General features: G+C 70.6%; 17 protein-coding genes and 1 pseudogene. 10 read left to right on the forward strand and 8 right to left on the reverse strand.

Annotated features, from left to right (window positions below):
* Nucleotides 1–41: 41 nt before the first annotated feature.
* Nucleotides 42–1,553 (reverse strand): MFS transporter, encoded by a 1,512-nt coding sequence (locus MQN93_RS18300; protein ID WP_372504383.1) that lies wholly within the window; start codon nt 1,551–1,553, stop codon nt 42–44.
* A 56-nt stretch (nt 1,554–1,609) separates the two neighbouring features.
* Nucleotides 1,610–3,118 (reverse strand): MFS transporter, encoded by a 1,509-nt coding sequence (locus tag MQN93_RS18305; protein WP_242710322.1) that lies wholly within the window; start codon nt 3,116–3,118, stop codon nt 1,610–1,612.
* A gap of 370 nt (nt 3,119–3,488) precedes the next feature.
* Here MQN93_RS18305 and MQN93_RS18310 point away from each other — a divergent pair, with 370 nt between their 5' ends.
* Nucleotides 3,489–4,814 carry a lipase family protein gene (locus tag MQN93_RS18310; protein WP_242710323.1) on the forward strand — a complete coding sequence of 442 codons (1,326 nt, stop codon included), beginning with the start codon at nt 3,489–3,491 and terminating at the stop codon, nt 4,812–4,814.
* A 123-nt stretch (nt 4,815–4,937) separates the two neighbouring features.
* Nucleotides 4,938–5,435, forward strand: coding sequence for a pyridoxamine 5'-phosphate oxidase family protein (locus tag MQN93_RS18315; protein WP_242710324.1), 498 nt, complete (start codon nt 4,938–4,940; stop codon nt 5,433–5,435).
* Nucleotides 5,436–5,456: 21 nt separating this feature from the next.
* On the opposite strand, the gene MQN93_RS18320 is transcribed toward MQN93_RS18315, so the two are convergent.
* From MQN93_RS18320 to MQN93_RS18330, 3 genes are all read right to left on the reverse strand, one after another.
* A complete protein-coding gene (locus MQN93_RS18320) occupies nt 5,457–5,702 on the reverse strand; it encodes a DUF5133 domain-containing protein (protein ID WP_242710325.1) in 246 nt (81 codons plus the stop codon).
* A gap of 242 nt (nt 5,703–5,944) precedes the next feature.
* Nucleotides 5,945–6,799, reverse strand: coding sequence for an alpha/beta hydrolase (locus tag MQN93_RS18325; RefSeq protein WP_242710326.1), 855 nt, complete (start codon nt 6,797–6,799; stop codon nt 5,945–5,947).
* Between the two features lie 66 nt (nt 6,800–6,865).
* Nucleotides 6,866–7,276, reverse strand: coding sequence for a RidA family protein (locus MQN93_RS18330; RefSeq protein ID WP_242710327.1), 411 nt, complete (start codon nt 7,274–7,276; stop codon nt 6,866–6,868).
* A 265-nt stretch (nt 7,277–7,541) separates the two neighbouring features.
* On the opposite strand from MQN93_RS18330, the gene MQN93_RS18335 reads away from it, so the two are divergent.
* Both MQN93_RS18335 and MQN93_RS18340 read left to right on the forward strand, forming a co-directional pair.
* Nucleotides 7,542–7,763: a hypothetical protein gene (locus MQN93_RS18335; RefSeq protein ID WP_016430418.1), complete on the forward strand. Its 222-nt coding sequence runs from the start codon at nt 7,542–7,544 to the stop codon at nt 7,761–7,763.
* Nucleotides 7,764–7,957: 194 nt separating this feature from the next.
* Nucleotides 7,958–8,587, forward strand: coding sequence for an LUD domain-containing protein (locus MQN93_RS18340; RefSeq protein WP_242710328.1), 630 nt, complete (start codon nt 7,958–7,960; stop codon nt 8,585–8,587).
* Nucleotides 8,588–8,628: 41 nt separating this feature from the next.
* Here the strand turns inward: MQN93_RS18340 and MQN93_RS18345 are convergent, their stop codons facing one another.
* A complete protein-coding gene (locus MQN93_RS18345) occupies nt 8,629–9,636 on the reverse strand; it encodes a DUF6745 domain-containing protein (RefSeq protein ID WP_242710514.1) in 1,008 nt (335 codons plus the stop codon).
* A 145-nt stretch (nt 9,637–9,781) separates the two neighbouring features.
* Nucleotides 9,782–10,108, reverse strand: coding sequence for a DUF8820 family protein (locus MQN93_RS18350; RefSeq protein ID WP_016430421.1), 327 nt, complete (start codon nt 10,106–10,108; stop codon nt 9,782–9,784).
* Between the two features lie 176 nt (nt 10,109–10,284).
* Here MQN93_RS18350 and MQN93_RS18355 point away from each other — a divergent pair, with 176 nt between their 5' ends.
* The 6 genes and pseudogenes from MQN93_RS18355 to MQN93_RS18380 all read left to right on the forward strand — a co-directional run bounded on the left by MQN93_RS18355 (nt 10,285) and on the right by MQN93_RS18380 (nt 15,964).
* The gene (locus tag MQN93_RS18355) at nt 10,285–11,244 is read left to right on the forward strand and encodes an STM4015 family protein (protein WP_242710329.1); all 960 of its coding nucleotides are present in this window, start codon (nt 10,285–10,287) and stop codon (nt 11,242–11,244) included.
* A 27-nt stretch (nt 11,245–11,271) separates the two neighbouring features.
* Nucleotides 11,272–12,363: pseudogene (locus MQN93_RS18360) on the forward strand (STM4014 family protein); the annotation flags it as partial.
* Between the two features lie 159 nt (nt 12,364–12,522).
* Nucleotides 12,523–13,368, forward strand: coding sequence for an STM4013/SEN3800 family hydrolase (locus MQN93_RS18365; RefSeq protein WP_242710515.1), 846 nt, complete (start codon nt 12,523–12,525; stop codon nt 13,366–13,368).
* A complete protein-coding gene (locus MQN93_RS18370; RefSeq protein ID WP_242710330.1) occupies nt 13,365–14,735 on the forward strand; it encodes an STM4012 family radical SAM protein in 1,371 nt (456 codons plus the stop codon). Before MQN93_RS18365 ends, MQN93_RS18370 begins: the two co-directional genes overlap by 4 nt.
* Nucleotides 14,736–14,745: 10 nt before the next feature.
* A complete protein-coding gene (locus MQN93_RS18375) occupies nt 14,746–15,606 on the forward strand; it encodes an STM4011 family radical SAM protein (RefSeq protein ID WP_242710331.1) in 861 nt (286 codons plus the stop codon).
* A 4-nt stretch (nt 15,607–15,610) separates the two neighbouring features.
* The gene (locus tag MQN93_RS18380; protein ID WP_242710332.1) at nt 15,611–15,964 is read left to right on the forward strand and encodes a VOC family protein; all 354 of its coding nucleotides are present in this window, start codon (nt 15,611–15,613) and stop codon (nt 15,962–15,964) included.
* A gap of 28 nt (nt 15,965–15,992) precedes the next feature.
* Here the strand turns inward: MQN93_RS18380 and MQN93_RS18385 are convergent, their stop codons facing one another.
* Entirely contained in the window at nt 15,993–16,931 is a 939-nt protein-coding gene (locus MQN93_RS18385; RefSeq protein WP_242710516.1) for a L,D-transpeptidase, read from the reverse strand.
* Between the last annotated feature and the right edge of the window lie 260 nt (nt 16,932–17,191).

Below are 17,191 nucleotides of genomic sequence, written 5' to 3' on the forward strand. Positions count from 1 at the left end.
GGCTGACGAGCACCCCGAGGGCTGAAGAACGGCACTCGGGCTCAGCCCTGGCCCGCATGCAAGTGGCTGTTCGAGACCTCCGGTGGGCACGGCTGCCCGTCGGCGCGGCGGTCGCGTTGCCAGTCGTGAATGGCGAGGGCGAGGGAGCAGACGATGGGGAGGGTGCCCAGGCCGACGGAAGTCGCGACGGCGGTGCGGTAGTTGTGGGTGCCGGAGCCCAGCACGACGTAGAAGAGGCCGGGCAGGGCGGCCGTGCCGATCGATCCGCCGAGGCGCTGCCCGGTCTGCAGTGCGCCTCCGGCCGCGCCCGCCATCCGCACCGGCACGTCGCGCAGGGTCATGGTGATGTTCGGGGAGATGACACAGCCGCTGCCCAGGCCGCCGACGAACAGGAGGGGCGCGATGAGCCAGATGGCCACGTGCGCGGGTTCGAGCAGCAGGATCAGCGCGGTACCGCCCAGGCCGAGCACCACGGCGGCCAGGCCGCACACGGTCAGCAGCCGGCCCAGTCGGTCCACGAGCCGGCCCGAGGCCGCCGCCCCGAGGGTCGACCCGATCGCGAACGGCGTCACCGCGAGCCCCGAGCGCAGGGGCGAGTAGTCCAGGCCGTTCTGGAAGAACAGGGCGAAGACCAGCCACACTCCGCTGAAGCCGACGAAGTACAGCGTGCCGATGGAGGCACCGACGGCATAGCCGCGCGTGGAGGTCACCAGCCGGGGGTCGAGCAGGGGTTGGCCGTCGCCTGCCGCGACACGCCGCTCCCACTGCACGAAGCCCGCCAGGCACACCGCGCCCAGCAGGAAGAGCCACCACAGCCGCTGTACGCCTCCGGACTCGGCCAGCACCAGCGGCAGCATCAGCGCCAGGACTCCGCACCCGAGCAGGGCCACGCCGACCAGGTCGAGCTGCCCCCGGCGGCCCGGCGTCGTCCTGGGCAGCAGCCGGAAGCCCAGCAGCAGGGCGACAGCGCCGACGGGGACGTTGACGTAGAAGATCCAGCGCCAGCCCTGCGGTCCGTCGGCGAGGGCGAGGATGAGCCCGCCGGCGATGGGGCCCACGGCGCTGGAGACGCCCACGACCGCGCCGAACAGGCCGAAGGCGCGGCCGCGTTCGGCTCCGCGGAACATCTGCTGGATGAGCGCGGAGTTCTGCGGGGCGAGACAGCCCGCCGCGACGCCCTGGGCGAGACGGGCGGCGACCAGGAAGGCGATGGTGGGCGCCGCGCCCGCCGCCGCGCTGCACAGGACGAAGGCCGCCAGGGCCATCAGGAAGATACGGCGCCTGCCGATCGCGTCACCGACCCGCCCCGCGGTCACCAGCACCAGGGCGAAGGCGAGGGCGTAGCCGGAGACCACCCATTGGATGGCGGGGGCCGACGCGTGGAGGTCGCGCTGCATGGACGGCAGCGCGACGGACACGATCGTGACGTCGAGCAGGCTCATGAACCCGGCCACCAGCGTGACCCACAGCGCCTTCCAGCGCCGTGGGTCCGTTCCGTCGTCCGCCTGCGTCGGCACGGCTCCTCCTTCGCCCGCCCATGGGCCGAATTCCATCAGGGCCCCCGCCCGTAGGCGGACATACCACGCGTACGCGTATCAGAATCCGCGTATCAGAATCTGGGCGTCGGCGCCTGGGCCTCCACCATGCGGTCGGCCTCCTCCGATGTGGCTACGGAGGGTGGCGAGCCGGCCAGCGGCCGGCGTGCCGTCTCCCGCATGCACGCCACGGCGATCACGCCGATGAGCGAGGCGCCCATGACGTAGAAGGCGGGCATGAGCTCGTTGTCGCTCACCGAGATCAGCGCGGTGATGACGAAGGGCGTGGTGCCGCCGAACAGGGAGACCGCGAAGTTGTAGCCGATGGACAGGGAGCCGTAGCGCACCTCGGTCGGGAACAGCGCCGGGAGGGTCGCGGACATGGTGCCGAGCAGGCACACCAGCGACAGCCCCAGCATCAGCATCGCGGCCGACACCGCCACCAGGCTGCCCTGCCTGACCAGCAGGAACGCCGGCAGCGACAGCACGAGGAAGCCGAGCATCCCGGTCATCAGCAGGGGCTTTCGGCCCAGCCGGTCGCACAGTCGCCCCACCTGGTTCACGATCAGCATCAGCACGATCATGGTGGCGATCAGGACGAGCAGCCCGTGGGTCTCGGAGTAGCCCATCTCGTCCGACAGATAGGTCGGCATGTACGACAGGAGCATGTAGTCGGCGATGTTGTAGGCGCCGACCAGGCAGATGCACAGGATCAGGGTCGGCCAGTAGTTGCGGAAGATCTTCGACAGGTCACCCGTGGTGGTCGTCTCCACCGTGGACGCGGCGTCGGACGCCCGGTGCATCGAGCCGTCCTCCAGCTTCTGGAAGGCGGGTGTCTCGTCGAGCCGTAGCCGCAGGTAGAGACCGATCAGTCCGATGGGACCGGCCACCAGGAACGGCACCCGCCAGCCCCATGCCTCCATGCCGCCGCTGTCCAGCACCGACGTCAGGATCGTCACGAGTCCGGCGGCGCCGACGTAACCGGCGAGGGTGCCCAGTTCCAGGAAGCTGCCGTAGAAGCCTCGGCGCAGATCGGGCGCGTACTCGGCGATGAAGGTGGACGCGCCGCCGTACTCGCCGCCGGTGGAAAAGCCCTGGATCAGCCGGAAGAAGATCAGCAGGACCGGGGCCCAGAAGCCGATGGCGGCGTACGAGGGGATCAGGCCGATCGCGAAGGTGCCGATCGCCATGAGGATCATGGTCAGGGCGAGGACCTTCTTGCGACCGATCCGGTCGCCCATCGGTCCGAAGAACATGCCGCCGAGGGGACGCACGAAGAAGGCGACCGCGAAGGTCGCGAACGACGACAGCAGTTGGACGGTGTCGTTCCCGGACGGGAAGAAGACATGTCCGATGGTGACCGCGAGATAGCTGTAGATCCCGAAGTCGAACCACTCCATGGCGTTTCCGAGCGACGCCGCCTTCACCGCCCGTTTGACGGCGGCCTCGTCGGTGACGGTGATGTCGGTGCGGCGCAGCGGCGGGTTCTTGCGCCGGCGCACGGCCCTGAACAGGGTGCGATGTCGTCTGACCGCTTCAGGGTCCGCGTCGCCGGCGAGGAGACCGGACTCGTTGTCGGTCATGAGCACGCTCCTTTCAGCCTGGCACGGGTGCCGCGAGATCGTCTGCTCACCGATGGCTGCCGCAAACCGGGGAGCGGCCGAAAAACGGTCGTCAGCCCCTTCGAGTACCCAGGTGGGCGGGACGGACCCGTCCGGGGCGCCGCTCACGGGGCGTCATATTACTGAAACGTAACCTTCAGAGCGCTACCGCAGGTAACACCCTCGCGGGTACCGTCCTGACACTTCGTCTAAGAGTGGCGAGAGGTGCGGACGCGGCGGGACGACCGCGGTCCCGTACCGCCGGCCGCTCCCCCACCGGCCTGGCCCCACCAGGCCGTCAGCCGACCGAGCCGCAGGTCGAGGCTCGGCCTCCCCTACACCGGAGACCGTCATGCCCGCATCCGCCCGCATACTGGCCGTCGCCGTCACGACCGCCGCATGCCTCGGCACCACCGCGCTCCCCGCAGTCGCGGGACCGCAGACCGACGCCGTGGTCTCCCGCGGTGTCACGATCCCGGAGTTCTACAACCCGCCCTCCGCCCTGCCGTCCGCCGACGGCGCCCTGGTACGCAGCGAACCCCTCCCCCTGGCACTGAGCCTGCCGGGCATCGACGGACCGCTGCCCGGCACCGCCACCCGCCTGATGTACAAGTCCACCGACTCCAACGGCGAACCCGTGGCGGTCACCGGCGCCTACATCGAACCCAGCGCCGCCTGGCGGGGAAGCGGCGACCGTCCGCTGGTCGCCGTGGCGCCCGGCACCATGGGCCAGGGCGACCAGTGCGCCGCCTCCCTCGGCCTTGAACACCCCCTGACCGTCAACGGCCGGACGGTGTCCATCGGCTACGAGGACCTGGCGATCTACCGCCTGCTGGCCAAGGGCATCGCCGTCGTCGTCACCGACTACGCCGGGCTGGGCGCGACGGACCGCCTGCACACCTACGTCAACAGGGTCGACGAGGGCCACGCCGTGCTCGACGCCGTCCGTGCCACGCGCTCCCTCGACGGGACGTCCCTCACGCCCGCCTCACGCGTGGGCCTGTTCGGCTACAGCCAGGGCGGCGGCGCCACCGCGTCCGCCGCCGAACTGCAGCCGACGTACGCTCCCGAGATCACCCTGTCCGGGACCTACGCGGGCGCTCCGCCGGCCGATCTGGTCGAGGTCACCAAGGCCATCGACGGCAGCGAGCTGGCAGGCGCCCTGGGCTGGTCGGTCAACGGGTTCCTGGAGTCCGACCCCGCGCTGCAGCCGATCGCCGACGCCCACCTCAACGCGGCGGGCCGGGCGGCCCTCAAGGACCTGTCGACCATGTGCGTGGGCGACGCCCTCTTCGGCTACGGCGGTGCGCACAGCACGAAGTGGACCACGGACGGCCGGACCATCAGCGACATCATCCGGTCCGAGCCGGCGCTGACCGCCTTCCTGGACGAGCAGCGACTCGGCACCATGAAGCCCGCGTCACCGGTACGGCTGGCCACCGGCACCAGCGACAACCTCGTACCGCACGCACAGGCCCGCCGGCTCGCCGTCGACTGGTGCGCCAAGGGCGCCGACATCACCTACAAGCCCGTCCCCGAGCTCAATCTCGGCAGCGCCCTGATCAACCACTTCACTCCCCTGCTCACCGACCAGGGCGCCGCCATCTCCTGGCTCACCGACCGCTTCGACGCCAAGCCGGCCACCTCCAACTGCGCCGCGCTGCCCGACCTCTCCTGACCGCGCCGGCTCTTTTCGACATCGGCCCGTGTGCCGATGTCGAAAAGAGCCGGCCGGCTCCGTCCCAGGGACATCAGAGGCCGTCACCGGCCCGATCACCCTGCGACCACAGGAGGAACCGTCATGCAGCCCGACGAGATCGCCGAGATCCTCGCCCGTCCGCTCAGCCAGGAGCTGCTGGCCCGCGACCTGACCCGCCTGGCGTACGTCGCCAAGGACGGCACTCCGCGCAATGTCCCGATCGGGTTCACCTGGAACGGCTCGGAGATCGTCATGTGTACGGCGCCGAACGCCCCGAAACTGCACGCCCTGCGCCACAACCCCATGGTCGCCCTGACGATCGACACCGAGGTGCACCCGCCGAAGATCCTGCTGCTGCGCGGCCGTGCCGAGCTGGACCTCGTCGAGGGGATCCCCGAGGAGTACCTCCAGGCGAACGGGACCTACGAGATGACGCCCGAGCAACGCGTCGAGTGGGAGGCCGAGATCCGCTCGCTGTACGACAGCATGGTCCGGATCGTCGTGACGCCGACTTGGGCGAAGCTGATCGACTTCGAGACCACCCTGCCCAGCGCGGTGGAGGAACTCGTCCGTCGGCGAGCGGAGCGCCGGCGGGCCTGACGATCGGGACCCGCGAAGACCCTAGGCGGCCAGGGTCTCGCCCTCGCGGGCGATCACCGCGCGGTCGGCGCGGTACTGCTCCATGAGCAGGTCCGCCGTGCGCAGCGCCTGCTCCACGTCACGGCAACCGGTCATCACGCACAGTGTGTACGTGACGTCCTCCAGGGCAGCGCTGCTACGGCCGCTGGGACGCACGTCGTGCTCGATCCGCGCCTCCGCGAACCGGGCCAGCACCGCACGCAGTTCCTTCTCCGCCGGCACCATCATGGTGATTCCTCTCCCACACAGCACAGCTCGCAGGCGGGCAAACGCCACCGCGAGGTTTCGGACTTCATCAGTGGCGTCGTTGTCACTGGGCGACGCCGAGGGGCGTCGGGTACACCCCCAACTGCCCCGTCGTGAGGGATACATACCTGCAAGGGTCAAACATCCATCGCATGGCGCAATGACGCCGCGCCCGCGCGACGTGGGGGTGGACGCCGCCGCCCGACGGGGCATTCCCGGACGGTTCAGTCCGGCAGACCGCGGACGTACTCCTCGACCAACGTCGCCACTGCCTCCGGAGCCTCCAGGTTCATGGGATGGGTGGCGTCGATGCGGGTGACGCTGATCGTCGGCCGACTACGGGAGAGCACGGCCAGGTCGTCGGAAACCCCTTGTGCGAAACGGGCGTTGAAGTCGTCGAACCACTCCATGCCCGGCGAGGGCGGCAGCCGCCGGCCGGCCTGCACCAGCAGCAGCGGGCGGTCGATCCCGTCCAGCCATGCGGTCACGCCGAGTGCGCCGAGTCTGTGCAGTTCGTCGACGATCTCCAGTGCCGCCGCCCGCTCCGGAAGCGTCTGCCAGCTGCCGTCGGGCAACGGGCGCACGGCCGCGCGGGCGGCTGCCTCCGCGCGGTCGCGAGGGATCCCGAATCTGGCGGAGTTGGCGATCTGCTGCTCGATGTACTCGGGCGGCGCGACGGTCCCGGCCGACGCCAGCAGCCCCTTGCTCACGCGTTCCGCGTCCGGCTCGTCGGGCCCCCACCAGAAGCCGTCGAGATTCACGGCGGCCCGGACCCGCTTCGGGTCGGCCCGGGCGTACTCGACCGCGACGAGCCCGCCGAGGGAATGGCCCACCACGACCGCCTCCCACACACCGAGCGCGTCGAGCGTGTCCGTGATGTGCCGCGTCACGGCAGGGATCTTCCAGGAAGAGACGGCGGGAGAGCGGCCGTGCCCGGGAAGGTCGACGGCGAGAACGCGGTGTCCGGCGGTGAGCAGGGCGGCCGAGGTGTCCCAGTCCGTGTGAGACCGTCCGTAGCCGTGCAGCAGAACCAGTTGTGGACCGTGGCCCCCATAGTCGTGCGTATGCAGAAGTGTCATTTGGCTTCACCCTACGAGACACCGGCATTCCGCACACCACCGCCCATCAGGGCCTACGGAACCACCTCAGGCATCGACTACGGCAGCGACCGCCTCGATCTCGACGAGCTGGTCCTCGTAACCGAGCACGGTGACGCCCATCAGGGTGCTGGGGACGTCATGCTCGGCGAACGAGTCCCGCACCACTGCCCAGGCCGTCACCAGATCCTCGCGCCGGGCCGACGCGACGAGAACCCTCGTGCTGATGACGTCCTCAAGTGAGGCGCCCGCGGCCTCGAGAGCAGTCCGCATGTTCTCCACGGCTTTCGAGGCCTGACCCGCGTAGTCGCCGATCGCAGCAGTGGTGCCGTCCTCGTTCAACGGACAGGATCCGGCAAGGAAGATGAGGCGGGAATCGGCTGGCGCGGTGGCGGCGTAGGCGTATTCGGCGATGTCGGACAGGGATGCCGAGCGGATCAGGGTGACGGCACGAGTCACGGTCGTGGGGTCCTTTCCCATGGGGCGTTGGGGGTGTTGAGCGCTATTGAATCTGAGGGCTAGTCAATGCCGCTCGCCATTAATGCTGTTGCCGAGTCCGCGTTCATCCCCGACGCGTCGGCCGCTGAGCAAGCGTCGCTTCGCAGGGCGCTCGAGCCCGTGCTGTGGAGTCACCCGATTGGCGGCGCCCGAAATGAAAGCGGCAGCAGGGGCAAGCAGAGTCGTCCGCATGAAGGCAACACCCCAAAACCGACTGGAGATATCCATGTCACGTGCATGCGCGATAAGCACCGTACTCGGCCTCGCTCTCGCAACCGGGATGATGACGGCCGGCTCCGCGCTGGCCGCACCGTCAGCCGTTCACTCCGCCACGAAGACCGCAACGGTCCAGTCCGGCCCGAGCAACGCCGCCTTCGACGGCTGGGGCGGTTGGGGCGACTGGGACGACGACGGCGACTGCAACGGAACCGCCAACATCTGTGCGTGACGCGCGTCCCGCGTAGTCGAGGGCAGGCAGAGGAGGGCTGTGTTCCGTGCAGTTCCTCCTCCGCCTCCCTACCGGCAGGCAGCGCGTCGTGGAGGACGAGTCGGGCGACTGCGCCGCCTCACATTCCGGGGGCCTGCGGTGTCGGACGGATGAGAGGAACCCGTCATCCGCCGACCAGGAAGCTCAGGGCCACCATGACCACCTCATTGCCTGCCGTCCCGTTCGCCGACCCCGCGCCCGCACCGCGCCTGGAGCGGGCTGCCGCCGCGCTGACCGCGCACGGCTTCGCCGTGGAGATCCTCGACGACGCCGCTGCCGCACGCACCCGCGTCGAGGAGCTGATACCGAAGGGCGCCACCGTGTTCACCGCGGCCAGCGAGACCCTCCGGCTGTCGGGCATCGACGAGGACATCAACGCCGGCGAACGGTATGAGGCCATCAAGCCACGTGTGCTGGCCATGGACCGTGTCACCGGCGCGGACGACATCCGTCGGCTGCTCGCCGCCCCCGATGTCGTCGTGGGCAGCGTCGCCGCGCTCACCGAGACCGGCTCGCTGGTGATCGCCTCGGGCAGCGGAAGCCAACTGCCCGCGTACGCCGGCGGCGCCGCTTGCGCGATCTGGGTCGTCGGGGCGCAGAAGCTGGTGCCCGACCTGGACACCGCGCTGCGCCGCGTCGAGGACCACTGTCTCCCGCTGGAGAGCGCCCGCACCCAGGAGGCCTACGGGTGGCCCAGCGCCATCAACCGTCTGCTCGTCCTCAACGCCGAACCCCGGCCCGGCCGTTGTACCGTCCTGCTGCTGCGCGAAGCCATCGGATTCTGATCCCCCGCCGGGAGCCTGGAGGTTCGGGACGAGCGCCCGGCTCAGGTCTCCCGCACCGGCGCGTACGCCTCGGGCTGCAGTCCGAACGTCCAGGCGACGCCCTGCTTGGCGGTCCGGGTCGACGGCGGTACGCGCAGCCAGTACGTGCGCCGGGTCCCGTCCGGTTCCGGTGTGGAGTTGAGGACTTCCACCATCACCACCGGCTCGTCGTCGACCAGGTCGATCCGCCACAGGGTGCCCGTCTCGTCCTGGTGCACGGGTCGGGCGCCCGAGTCGGCGAGATAGCGGTCGTAGCCGTAGTACTCCAGCATCACGCGCCGCAGTTCGGCGTTCTCCTCGCTGCGGATGCGCTCCGGTGTGAGCGTGCGCAGTTCGGCCAGGAAGTCCGCCGGTACGGGCATGCCGCGCCAGGCGTGCAGGGCGAAGCCGTCGGGATAGGCGAGGGCCGGGCCGTCCCCGTGGTCGAGCCGTCCGGCCTCGTCGCGGTGCAGGGCGACGGGCCGCTCCGACAGGACGGCCACGCGGGCGAAGGGCCACCACCAGCCGGCGCTGCGGCACACCTGGGCCAGTGCGCCGAGGGCGCCGTCCTCGCAGGGGAACGCGGCGAGCCACGGAGCGTCGTGCTGTCCCAGCACGGCGTCCAGCAGGAGCAGCCGGACCTGCGCGGCCTCCTTGCCCGCGTCCCTGCCGACCAGGTCCTCGATGACGCCGGCGTGAATCCGGTCCACCAGGGCCTGAGTCGAGTCCCACAGCCGTCTGCCCGTCGCCGCCCAGTGCGCGGACCAGCCCGTCGCCCCCAACTCGGCGTGCAGTCTGCGCCGCTCCCGCGCCCACGGAGCGCTGCGCACCGCGTCCCGTACGCTCGGCCCGCGGTCCGGCAGTTCACGGATCAGCGTGACGGCGGCCTTCGGCGAGCCCACCCACACCACGCGCTCCGGTTCCGCGAGTCCCGCCAGCCGGTAGGCCCGCCGCACGCCGTCCTCGGCGGCGGCACGATCGGCGGGACCGGTCGCGGCGGCCCATGCGCGCCACCGGCCCAACTCCTCCATGGAGACGCTCTCCTCCGAGGACACGCTCTCCTTCAAGGACCCGCTCTCCTTCAAGGAGACACTCCCCTCCAAAGAGGCGTTCTCTTTCACGGTCTCTTCGATGTCCGTCCCGGTCAGGTGCCCCTGTCCCTCCGTCATCCGCTGTTCAGTCCGCCACGATCCGGACGGATCCGGGCACGTACTCCCGCTGTCTGATCACGCGGTACCAGCCCTTGGGCAGGGCGATCGCCGCGTGTTCCTCGTGCACCACCCGGCCGCCCTGGGGCAGATGCAGCAGGAAGGGGCCGTACGGTCCCGGCTCGCGCACCAACTCCCCCGGCCCCACGACCGCGTGGGCATGGCCCGTGACCTCGCCGAGCGCCAGCACCAGCCGGCCCCGCCCGTCACGCTGCTCCCTGGGGGCGTGCGCCACATGCGCCGGCACCGCCTCCTCGGTCACCGGCACGATCAGCACGTCTCCCTGTCGGTACATAACTGTCCCCTCACCGCCGGGTGCACCGCGCACCGGCCTCATGACCACGACCGTAGGCGGCACCACTGACAACGCCCCGAATTCCCGCCCCGCCGAGCGCCGTTGTCAGTCGCTGTTGGTAGAACTGCGGTCATCACACATCGCACACACTTCCCTTTCTCCCCAGGAGCGGCAGCATGACCATCGGTGACCACCTCAGCTCGCTCTACCGGCTGCCCTCCCACACATTCCCGGGGCCGGACGCACCCACGGACAAGCTGCCCGAACCGGACGCGGTGGCCTGGCGGATCAGCAGCGAGGTGTACGACGCCAACGAGGACTGGCCGGACGCCTTCGCCCGTTTCTGTGCCGCCGTCGACACCACCCGGGTGCGGGCCCTGATCGTCGGGGCCTGGCAGGAGGCCTACGACTCCGACCCTCACGCCGTCATCGCGGCCCTGCTCGCCGCCCGGGACCGCTTCCCCGCGCTGCGCGCGCTGTTCCTGGGCGACATGGTCATGGAGGAGTGCGAGATCTCCTGGATCAACCAGACCGACGTCGGCCCGCTCCTCGCCGGGTTCCCCGCGCTGGAGGAGTTCGGTGTGCGCGGCGGGTCGGGCCTGGGATTCACCGCGCTCGAACACGGCGCGCTGCGCCGGCTCGTGGTCGAGACGGGCGGGCTGCCCGCCGAGGTGGTGCGCGGCATCGGCGCGAGCGACCTGCCCGCCCTGGAGCACCTCGACCTGTGGCTGGGAACGCCCGACTACGGCGGCGACAGCGAGGCGGCGGACCTGGAGCCGATCCTGTCCGGCGCCCGGCTACCGCGCCTGCGTCATCTGGCCCTGCGCAACAGCGAGATGCAGGACGCGGTGGCTGCCGCCGTGGCCGCGGCTCCGATCGTGGAGCGCCTTGAGGTGCTGGACCTGTCCATGGGCGTGCTCACCGACGAGGGTGCGGTCGCGCTCCTGGGCGGTCAGCCCCTCACCCACCTGAAGAAGCTCGATCTGCACCACCACTATCTGAGCAAGCCCGTCGAGGAGCGGGTGCGCGAGACCCTGGAGCCCGCAGGCGTCGAGGTCGACCTCGACCGCGACGACGCGGAGGAGGACACGGAGGAAGACGGCACGGTCTGGCGTTACGTCGCCGTCGGCGAGTGAGCACTTCCTCCAGTGAGTACTTCCCCGATGGCTCGTCCTGCCACCCTCGGCGGGCCGCGGTTCGCCGTGGTCGGCAATCCCGACAACCGCCGGGTGTCCCTCTTCGCGGACGCGGTGCGCGCGGCCGGCCTGCCCGGTCCGCGGGTCGTCGCCTGGGCGGACGTCCTGCGCGAGCGAGGAGCGGAGTTCGCCGACGACGAGATCGTACGGATCGACTCGCCCGGCGAGAATTCCGAGGTCGACCGGCTGCTGCGCGGCTCCCTCGATCCCACCCGGGTCGAGGGCTCCGCCCGCTGGTACGCCGGGTTCACCGCCGCACTGCGCACCATGCGCGGCGGCATCCGCCTCGACGACCCCGGCGATCTCGCCGTGCTGTTCGACAAGCGCGCCTGTCACTCCGTGCTGGAGGCGGCCGGAGTGCCCGTCCCCGCCTCGCCCACCTCGGGCCCGGGCGGCGCGCCGGTGCGCGGCTGGGACGATGTACGGAGGCTGATGCGCGAGCACCGTATGCACCGGCTGTTCGTCAAGCTCGCCCATGGGTCGTCGGCGTCGGGAGTCCTCGCCGTCGAGTCGGGCGGCGGGCGGATCAAGGCGACCACGTCCGTCGAACTCGCCCCGGACGGCGCGCTGCACAACTCGCTGAGAGTGCGCCGCTACGACAGTGAACGGGACATCGCCGCCATGGTCGACGCGCTCGCGCCGGACGGGCTGCATCTCGAACGCTGGGTGCCGAAGGCCTCCCAGCAGGGCCGCGCCGCCGACCTGCGGGTGGTGGTCGTGGCCGGCCGGGCCACCCACGCCGTGGTCCGCACCAGCCGCACTCCGCTGACCAATCTGCATCTCGGCGGCAGCCGGGGCGACCTGGGCGCCGCCCGTGAGGCCGTGGAGGCGGCGGGCGCGCGCTGGGCCGACGTGCTGGACGTGTGCGAGCGCGCCGCGTCGTGTTTCCCGCGCACCCTCTGCGTCGGCGTTGACCTGTTGCCGGCCGTGGGCTGGCGCAGGGTTTTCGTCGGCGAGGTCAACGCCTTCGGCGACCTGCTGCCCCGGCTGACCGGCCTGCCCGGCAGCGGTGCCGAGGGCCAGGACACCTACGCCGCGCAGGTGGCCGCCGCTGTGCGCAGGCGCACCGGGCCTGCTCTGCGCAGCTCCGTCAGGTCTGCCGTGCACAGCTCCACCGGGTCTGCTCTGCACAGCCCCTCCGGATCTGCTTTGCACAGCCCACCGCGCCCGGCCCGCTCCACCCGTACAGAACAGGAACACCCCATGCCTGAGCCCGACATGAACGAGGTCGTCGGCCATCACGACATCCTCCTCGTCACCCTCGACACCCTGCGCCACGACGTGGCCGTCGAGCTGGCGGCCGAGGGGCGCATCCCGAACCTCGCCCGCCATCTCCCCGGCGGCCGCTGGGAGAAGCGCCACGCACCGGGCAGCTTCACCTACGCCTCGCATCAGGCGATCTTCGCGGGATTCCTGCCGACTCCGGCCGAACCGGGCCCGCATCCGCGGCTGTTCGCGGCGAGCTTCGCCGGGAGCGAGACGACCGCCGACGGCACCTTCGTCTACGACACCCCGGATTTCGTCTCCGGACTGGCGCAGGTGGGCTACCACACGGTCTGCATCGGAGGCGTCGGCTTCTTCAATCAGCAGGGGCCGCTCGGCACGGTCCTGCCCGGTCTCTTCCACGAGGCGCACTGGGAGAGGGAGTTCGGCGTCACCTCGCCGCACTCCTTCGAGAACCAGGTCGCCCGTGCCGAGCAGGTCGTCGCGCAACTCCCCGTCGACCGGCGGCTGTTCCTCTTCGTGAACGTCTCCGCCCTGCACCAGCCCAACTGGTTCCACCTGCCCGGCGCGACCCGCGAGGCGGGCGACACCCGCGAGACACATGCCGCCGCCCTGGAGTACGTCGACCGGCACATCGGCCGTCTCTTCTCCGCCGCGAGCTTGCGGCGCCGCTGCTTCGCCATCGTCTGCTCCGACCACGGCACCGCCTACGGCGACGACGGCTACACCGGTCACCGCCTGGGCCACGAGTCCGTATGGACCGTGCCGTACGCCCACTTCTTCCTGGACCCCGCGGGGACCGACCTCTCAGAGACCGACCTCGCGGAGGCCGTCCGATGACCACCGCCCAGCTCACCAGCCCGTATCAGCACTACGTGTACGCGTACCCGCACAAGACCGCCTACCGAGAGCTCCCCGACCGGCCCACACTGCGGTCCCTGTGGGCGGCCGAGGACAAGAGTGCCCTCTCCCTCTATCTGCACATACCGTTCTGCGAGGTCCGCTGCGGCTTCTGCAACCTCTTCACGCGCATCGGCGCTCCCGACGACCTGACCGGCGCCTACCTCGACGCACTCGAACGTCAGGCGGGCGCCGTGCGCGAGGCTCTCGGGCACGGGGAGCAAGTGCGGTTCGTCACGGCCGCGTTCGGCGGCGGCACCCCCACCTTTCTGACCGCAGCCGAACTGGACCGCCTCTGCGACATCGCGGAACACCGCATGGGCGCCGACCTCCGCGCGATCCCGCTCTCCGTCGAGGCCTCGCCCGCCACGGCCACCGCCGACCGTCTCGCCGTCCTCGCCGAGCGCGGCACCACCCGGCTCAGCCTCGGCGTCCAGAGCTTCGTCGACTCCGAGGCGAGAGCCGCCGTACGCCCGCAGCGCCGCGCCGACGTCGAGGCCGCACTCGCCCGCATCCGGGACGCCGGCATCCCGGTCCTCAACATCGACCTCATCTACGGCATCGACGGCCAGACCGAACAGACCTGGCTGCGCTCGCTGGACGCCGCCCTCGACTGGCAGCCGGAGGAGCTGTACCTGTACCCGCTCTACGTCCGCCCCCTGACCGGCCTCGACCGTCACCGCACCGACACCGGCGACCCCGACCAGGCCTGGGACGCCCAGCGGCTGCGCCTGTACCGCGCGGGCCGCGACCACCTCCTCGCCCGGGGCTACACCCAGCAGTCGATGCGGATGTTCCGGAGGGCCGACGCCCCGCGGCAGGGCGCCGACGACTACGCCTGCCAGACCGACGGCATGATCGGCCTGGGCTGCGGCGCCCGCTCCTACACGACCGGTCTGCACTACTCCTTCGACTATGCGGTGGGGATGCACGAGATCCGCGGGATCATCGACGACTACGTCGCCACAGTCGACTTCGCCCGCGCGGAGGTCGGCTACCGCATGGACGCCCACGAGGCGCGCCGCCGCCATCTCCTCCAGTCCCTCCTCCAGGCCGAGGGTCTGGCGGTCGACGACTACCGCGCCCGCTTCGGATCGGGACCGCTCGACGACTTCGGCCCGGAGCTCCAACTACTCGCGGAGCGCGGCTGGTTGACTGACGCCGACGTCGACGCGGACGCCGACGCCGAGTCCGACACGACCCGTTTGCGGCTCACCCCGGAGGGACTCGCCCACTCGGACGCCATCGGACCCGAGTTGTTCTCCCCCGCCGTCCGGGCCGCCATGGCCGCGTACGAGAGGAAGTGACCGGCCCGCCATGGATCTGACCGTCCTCTACCGCGGTCCGCTCGCCTCCTGCGACTACGACTGCCCGTACTGCCCGTTCGCCAAGCGGCGCGACACGACCGCCCAACTCCGCGCCGACCGCGCCGCCCTGGAGCGCTTCGCGCAGTGGGCCGCGGACAGCGACGACCGGTTGTCGCTGCTGTTCACACCCTGGGGCGAGGGCCTGGTCCGCTCCTGGTACCGGCGCACGCTCACCGAACTGTCGCGCCTGCCGCACATCCGCCGGGTCGCCATCCAGACCAACCTCAGCTGCCGCACCGACTGGCTCGCCGGGGCCGACCTCGACACCCTCGCGCTGTGGTGCACGTACCACCCGGGCCAGACCCCCTACGACCCCTTCCTGGCCAAGTGCCGCGACCTGGCCGAGCGTGGTGTGCGCTTCAGCGTGGGCGTCGTGGGCCTGCCCGAGCATCTGGAGGCGGCCCGCCGGCTGCGCGCCGACCTGCCCGCGCACGTCTACCTGTGGATCAACGCCGCCGAGGGACACACCTACCGGGACGCCGAGGCCGACGAGTGGACCGGGCTCGACCCCCTCTTCCCGTACAGCCGCCACCCTCACGCGAGCGCCGGTCTGCCCTGTCGCACGGGCGAGTCCGTGGTCTCGGTCGACGGCGACGGCACCGTCCGTCGCTGCCACTTCGTCCGTGCCGAGCTGGGCAACCTCTACGACGGCTCCTATCGCACCGCCCTGCGCCCGCGCCCCTGTCCGCTGACGACCTGCGACTGCCACATCGGCTACGTCCATCTGGAGACGCTGCCGCTGTACGACGTCTTCGCGGGCGGGGTGCTGGAACGCATCCCGGGCCGTCCCGTCGATGTCCTGGCAGGATGACGGCATGGAACGTGTGCTTGGAATCGGTGGCTACTTCCTGCGCGCCACGAACCCGGCGGCCCTGAGCGCGTGGTATCGCGACTGCCTGGGGCTGGACGCCGACGAGAACGGTCTGTGGAGTCAGGAGAGCGGGCCGACGGTCTTCGCGGCGTTCGAGTCCGGGACCGACTACTTCGGCTCCGCGGCCCAGCAGACGATGCTGAACTTCCGGGTGCGCGATCTGGACGCGATGCTCGCGCAGTTGCGTGCCAAGGGTGCGGATGTGGCCGAGGAGACGCAGGACATGGAAGGCGTCGGGCGCTTCGGCTGGGTCACGGATCCGGACGGGAACCGGATCGAGCTGTGGCAGCCGGCCTGACCGCGGTCGGGTCGGGCCGGCTGCTGTGTCACAGGGTGGCGGTCGTCGACGCGCCCGACGCGCTGCCTGCGAGCCACTGGTCCCAGCTCAGGTTGAAGGACGCGTAGCCGTTGTCGGCCGGGGCCTTGGCACGCGGCGAGCCGGTGATGGTGATGGGGTCGCCCTGCTTGACCTGGCCGTAGAACCACTTGGCGTCCGACATCGACAGGTGGACGCAGCCGTGCGAGCCGCGGGCGCTGCCGCTGCCCGGGTTGGGGTCGCCGGTCGAGTAGTGGACGTACGTGCCGGACTGGGTGAGGTGGACGTCCCAGGGCAGGGTCAGGTCGTAGTAGTTCGGGCTGCCCTTGTCGCAGCTGATGCCGACGCTGCAGGAGGTCATGTGGACCTTCTCCTGCTTGTCGATGACGGCCATCGTGCCGTTCCAGGTCGGGAACTGGGGGCTGCCGGCGTTGATCGAGAGGGTGCGCACCGGCTTGCCGTTGCGGGTCACCTTCATGGTGTGGCCGGCCACGGAGACGTCCGCGCGCACATCGTCACCGATCTTGAAGGTGTGCGTGTAGCCGTGCACGCCGTAGCGTCCGTTGCCGTTGCTGACGCCCGTCATGTCGGCGTCGATCTTCACCGTGGTGCCGGAGGGCCAGTACGTCTTCGGGCGCCAGTCGGCGCGCCGGTCGCCGAACCAGTGCCAGGCGCCCTCCACCGGCTGCGAGGCGCTCACCTTCATGTGCTTCTCGACCGTGGCCCGCGCCTTGGCGGCCACGGGGTTCGTGAAGACCACCGAGATGGGCATGGCCACACCGACGGTGGTTCCCGTCTGCGGGGTGATCGTGTCCAGCAGCATCGGCGGTCCCTTGGGCTTCGTCGGCGAGGGCGAGGCGCTCGCACTCGGCTTCCCCGACCCCTTCCCGATGTCATCGCTCGCCTTGTCACCGCTGCCCCCACCGCAGGCACTCGTGCCCACCAGCATCGCAACCGTGACGAACGCGACCCCTATGCCGCCCTTGCGCCCTCGCACGCCCTGCTCCACTCTCTTGCTCTTCAACAGCTCTCCGGCCCGGATGAACCTTGCCTACTGTCAGACTGCGCCAACCAGGGTGGGAGTTTCCTGCAGCGCGTAAAGCATGTCCCAAAACTTGCCTGCGGCTTCGCACGTCACCTCATACGATCTCACCGCCACCCGCACACCAGTGCCCATCGGTGCACGGTCTGCGGCATCCCAACAGGAGA

Origin of the sequence: Streptomyces spinosisporus (assembly GCF_022698145.1) — a bacterium.
GTDB lineage: Bacteria > Actinomycetota > Actinomycetes > Streptomycetales > Streptomycetaceae > Streptomyces > Streptomyces spinosisporus.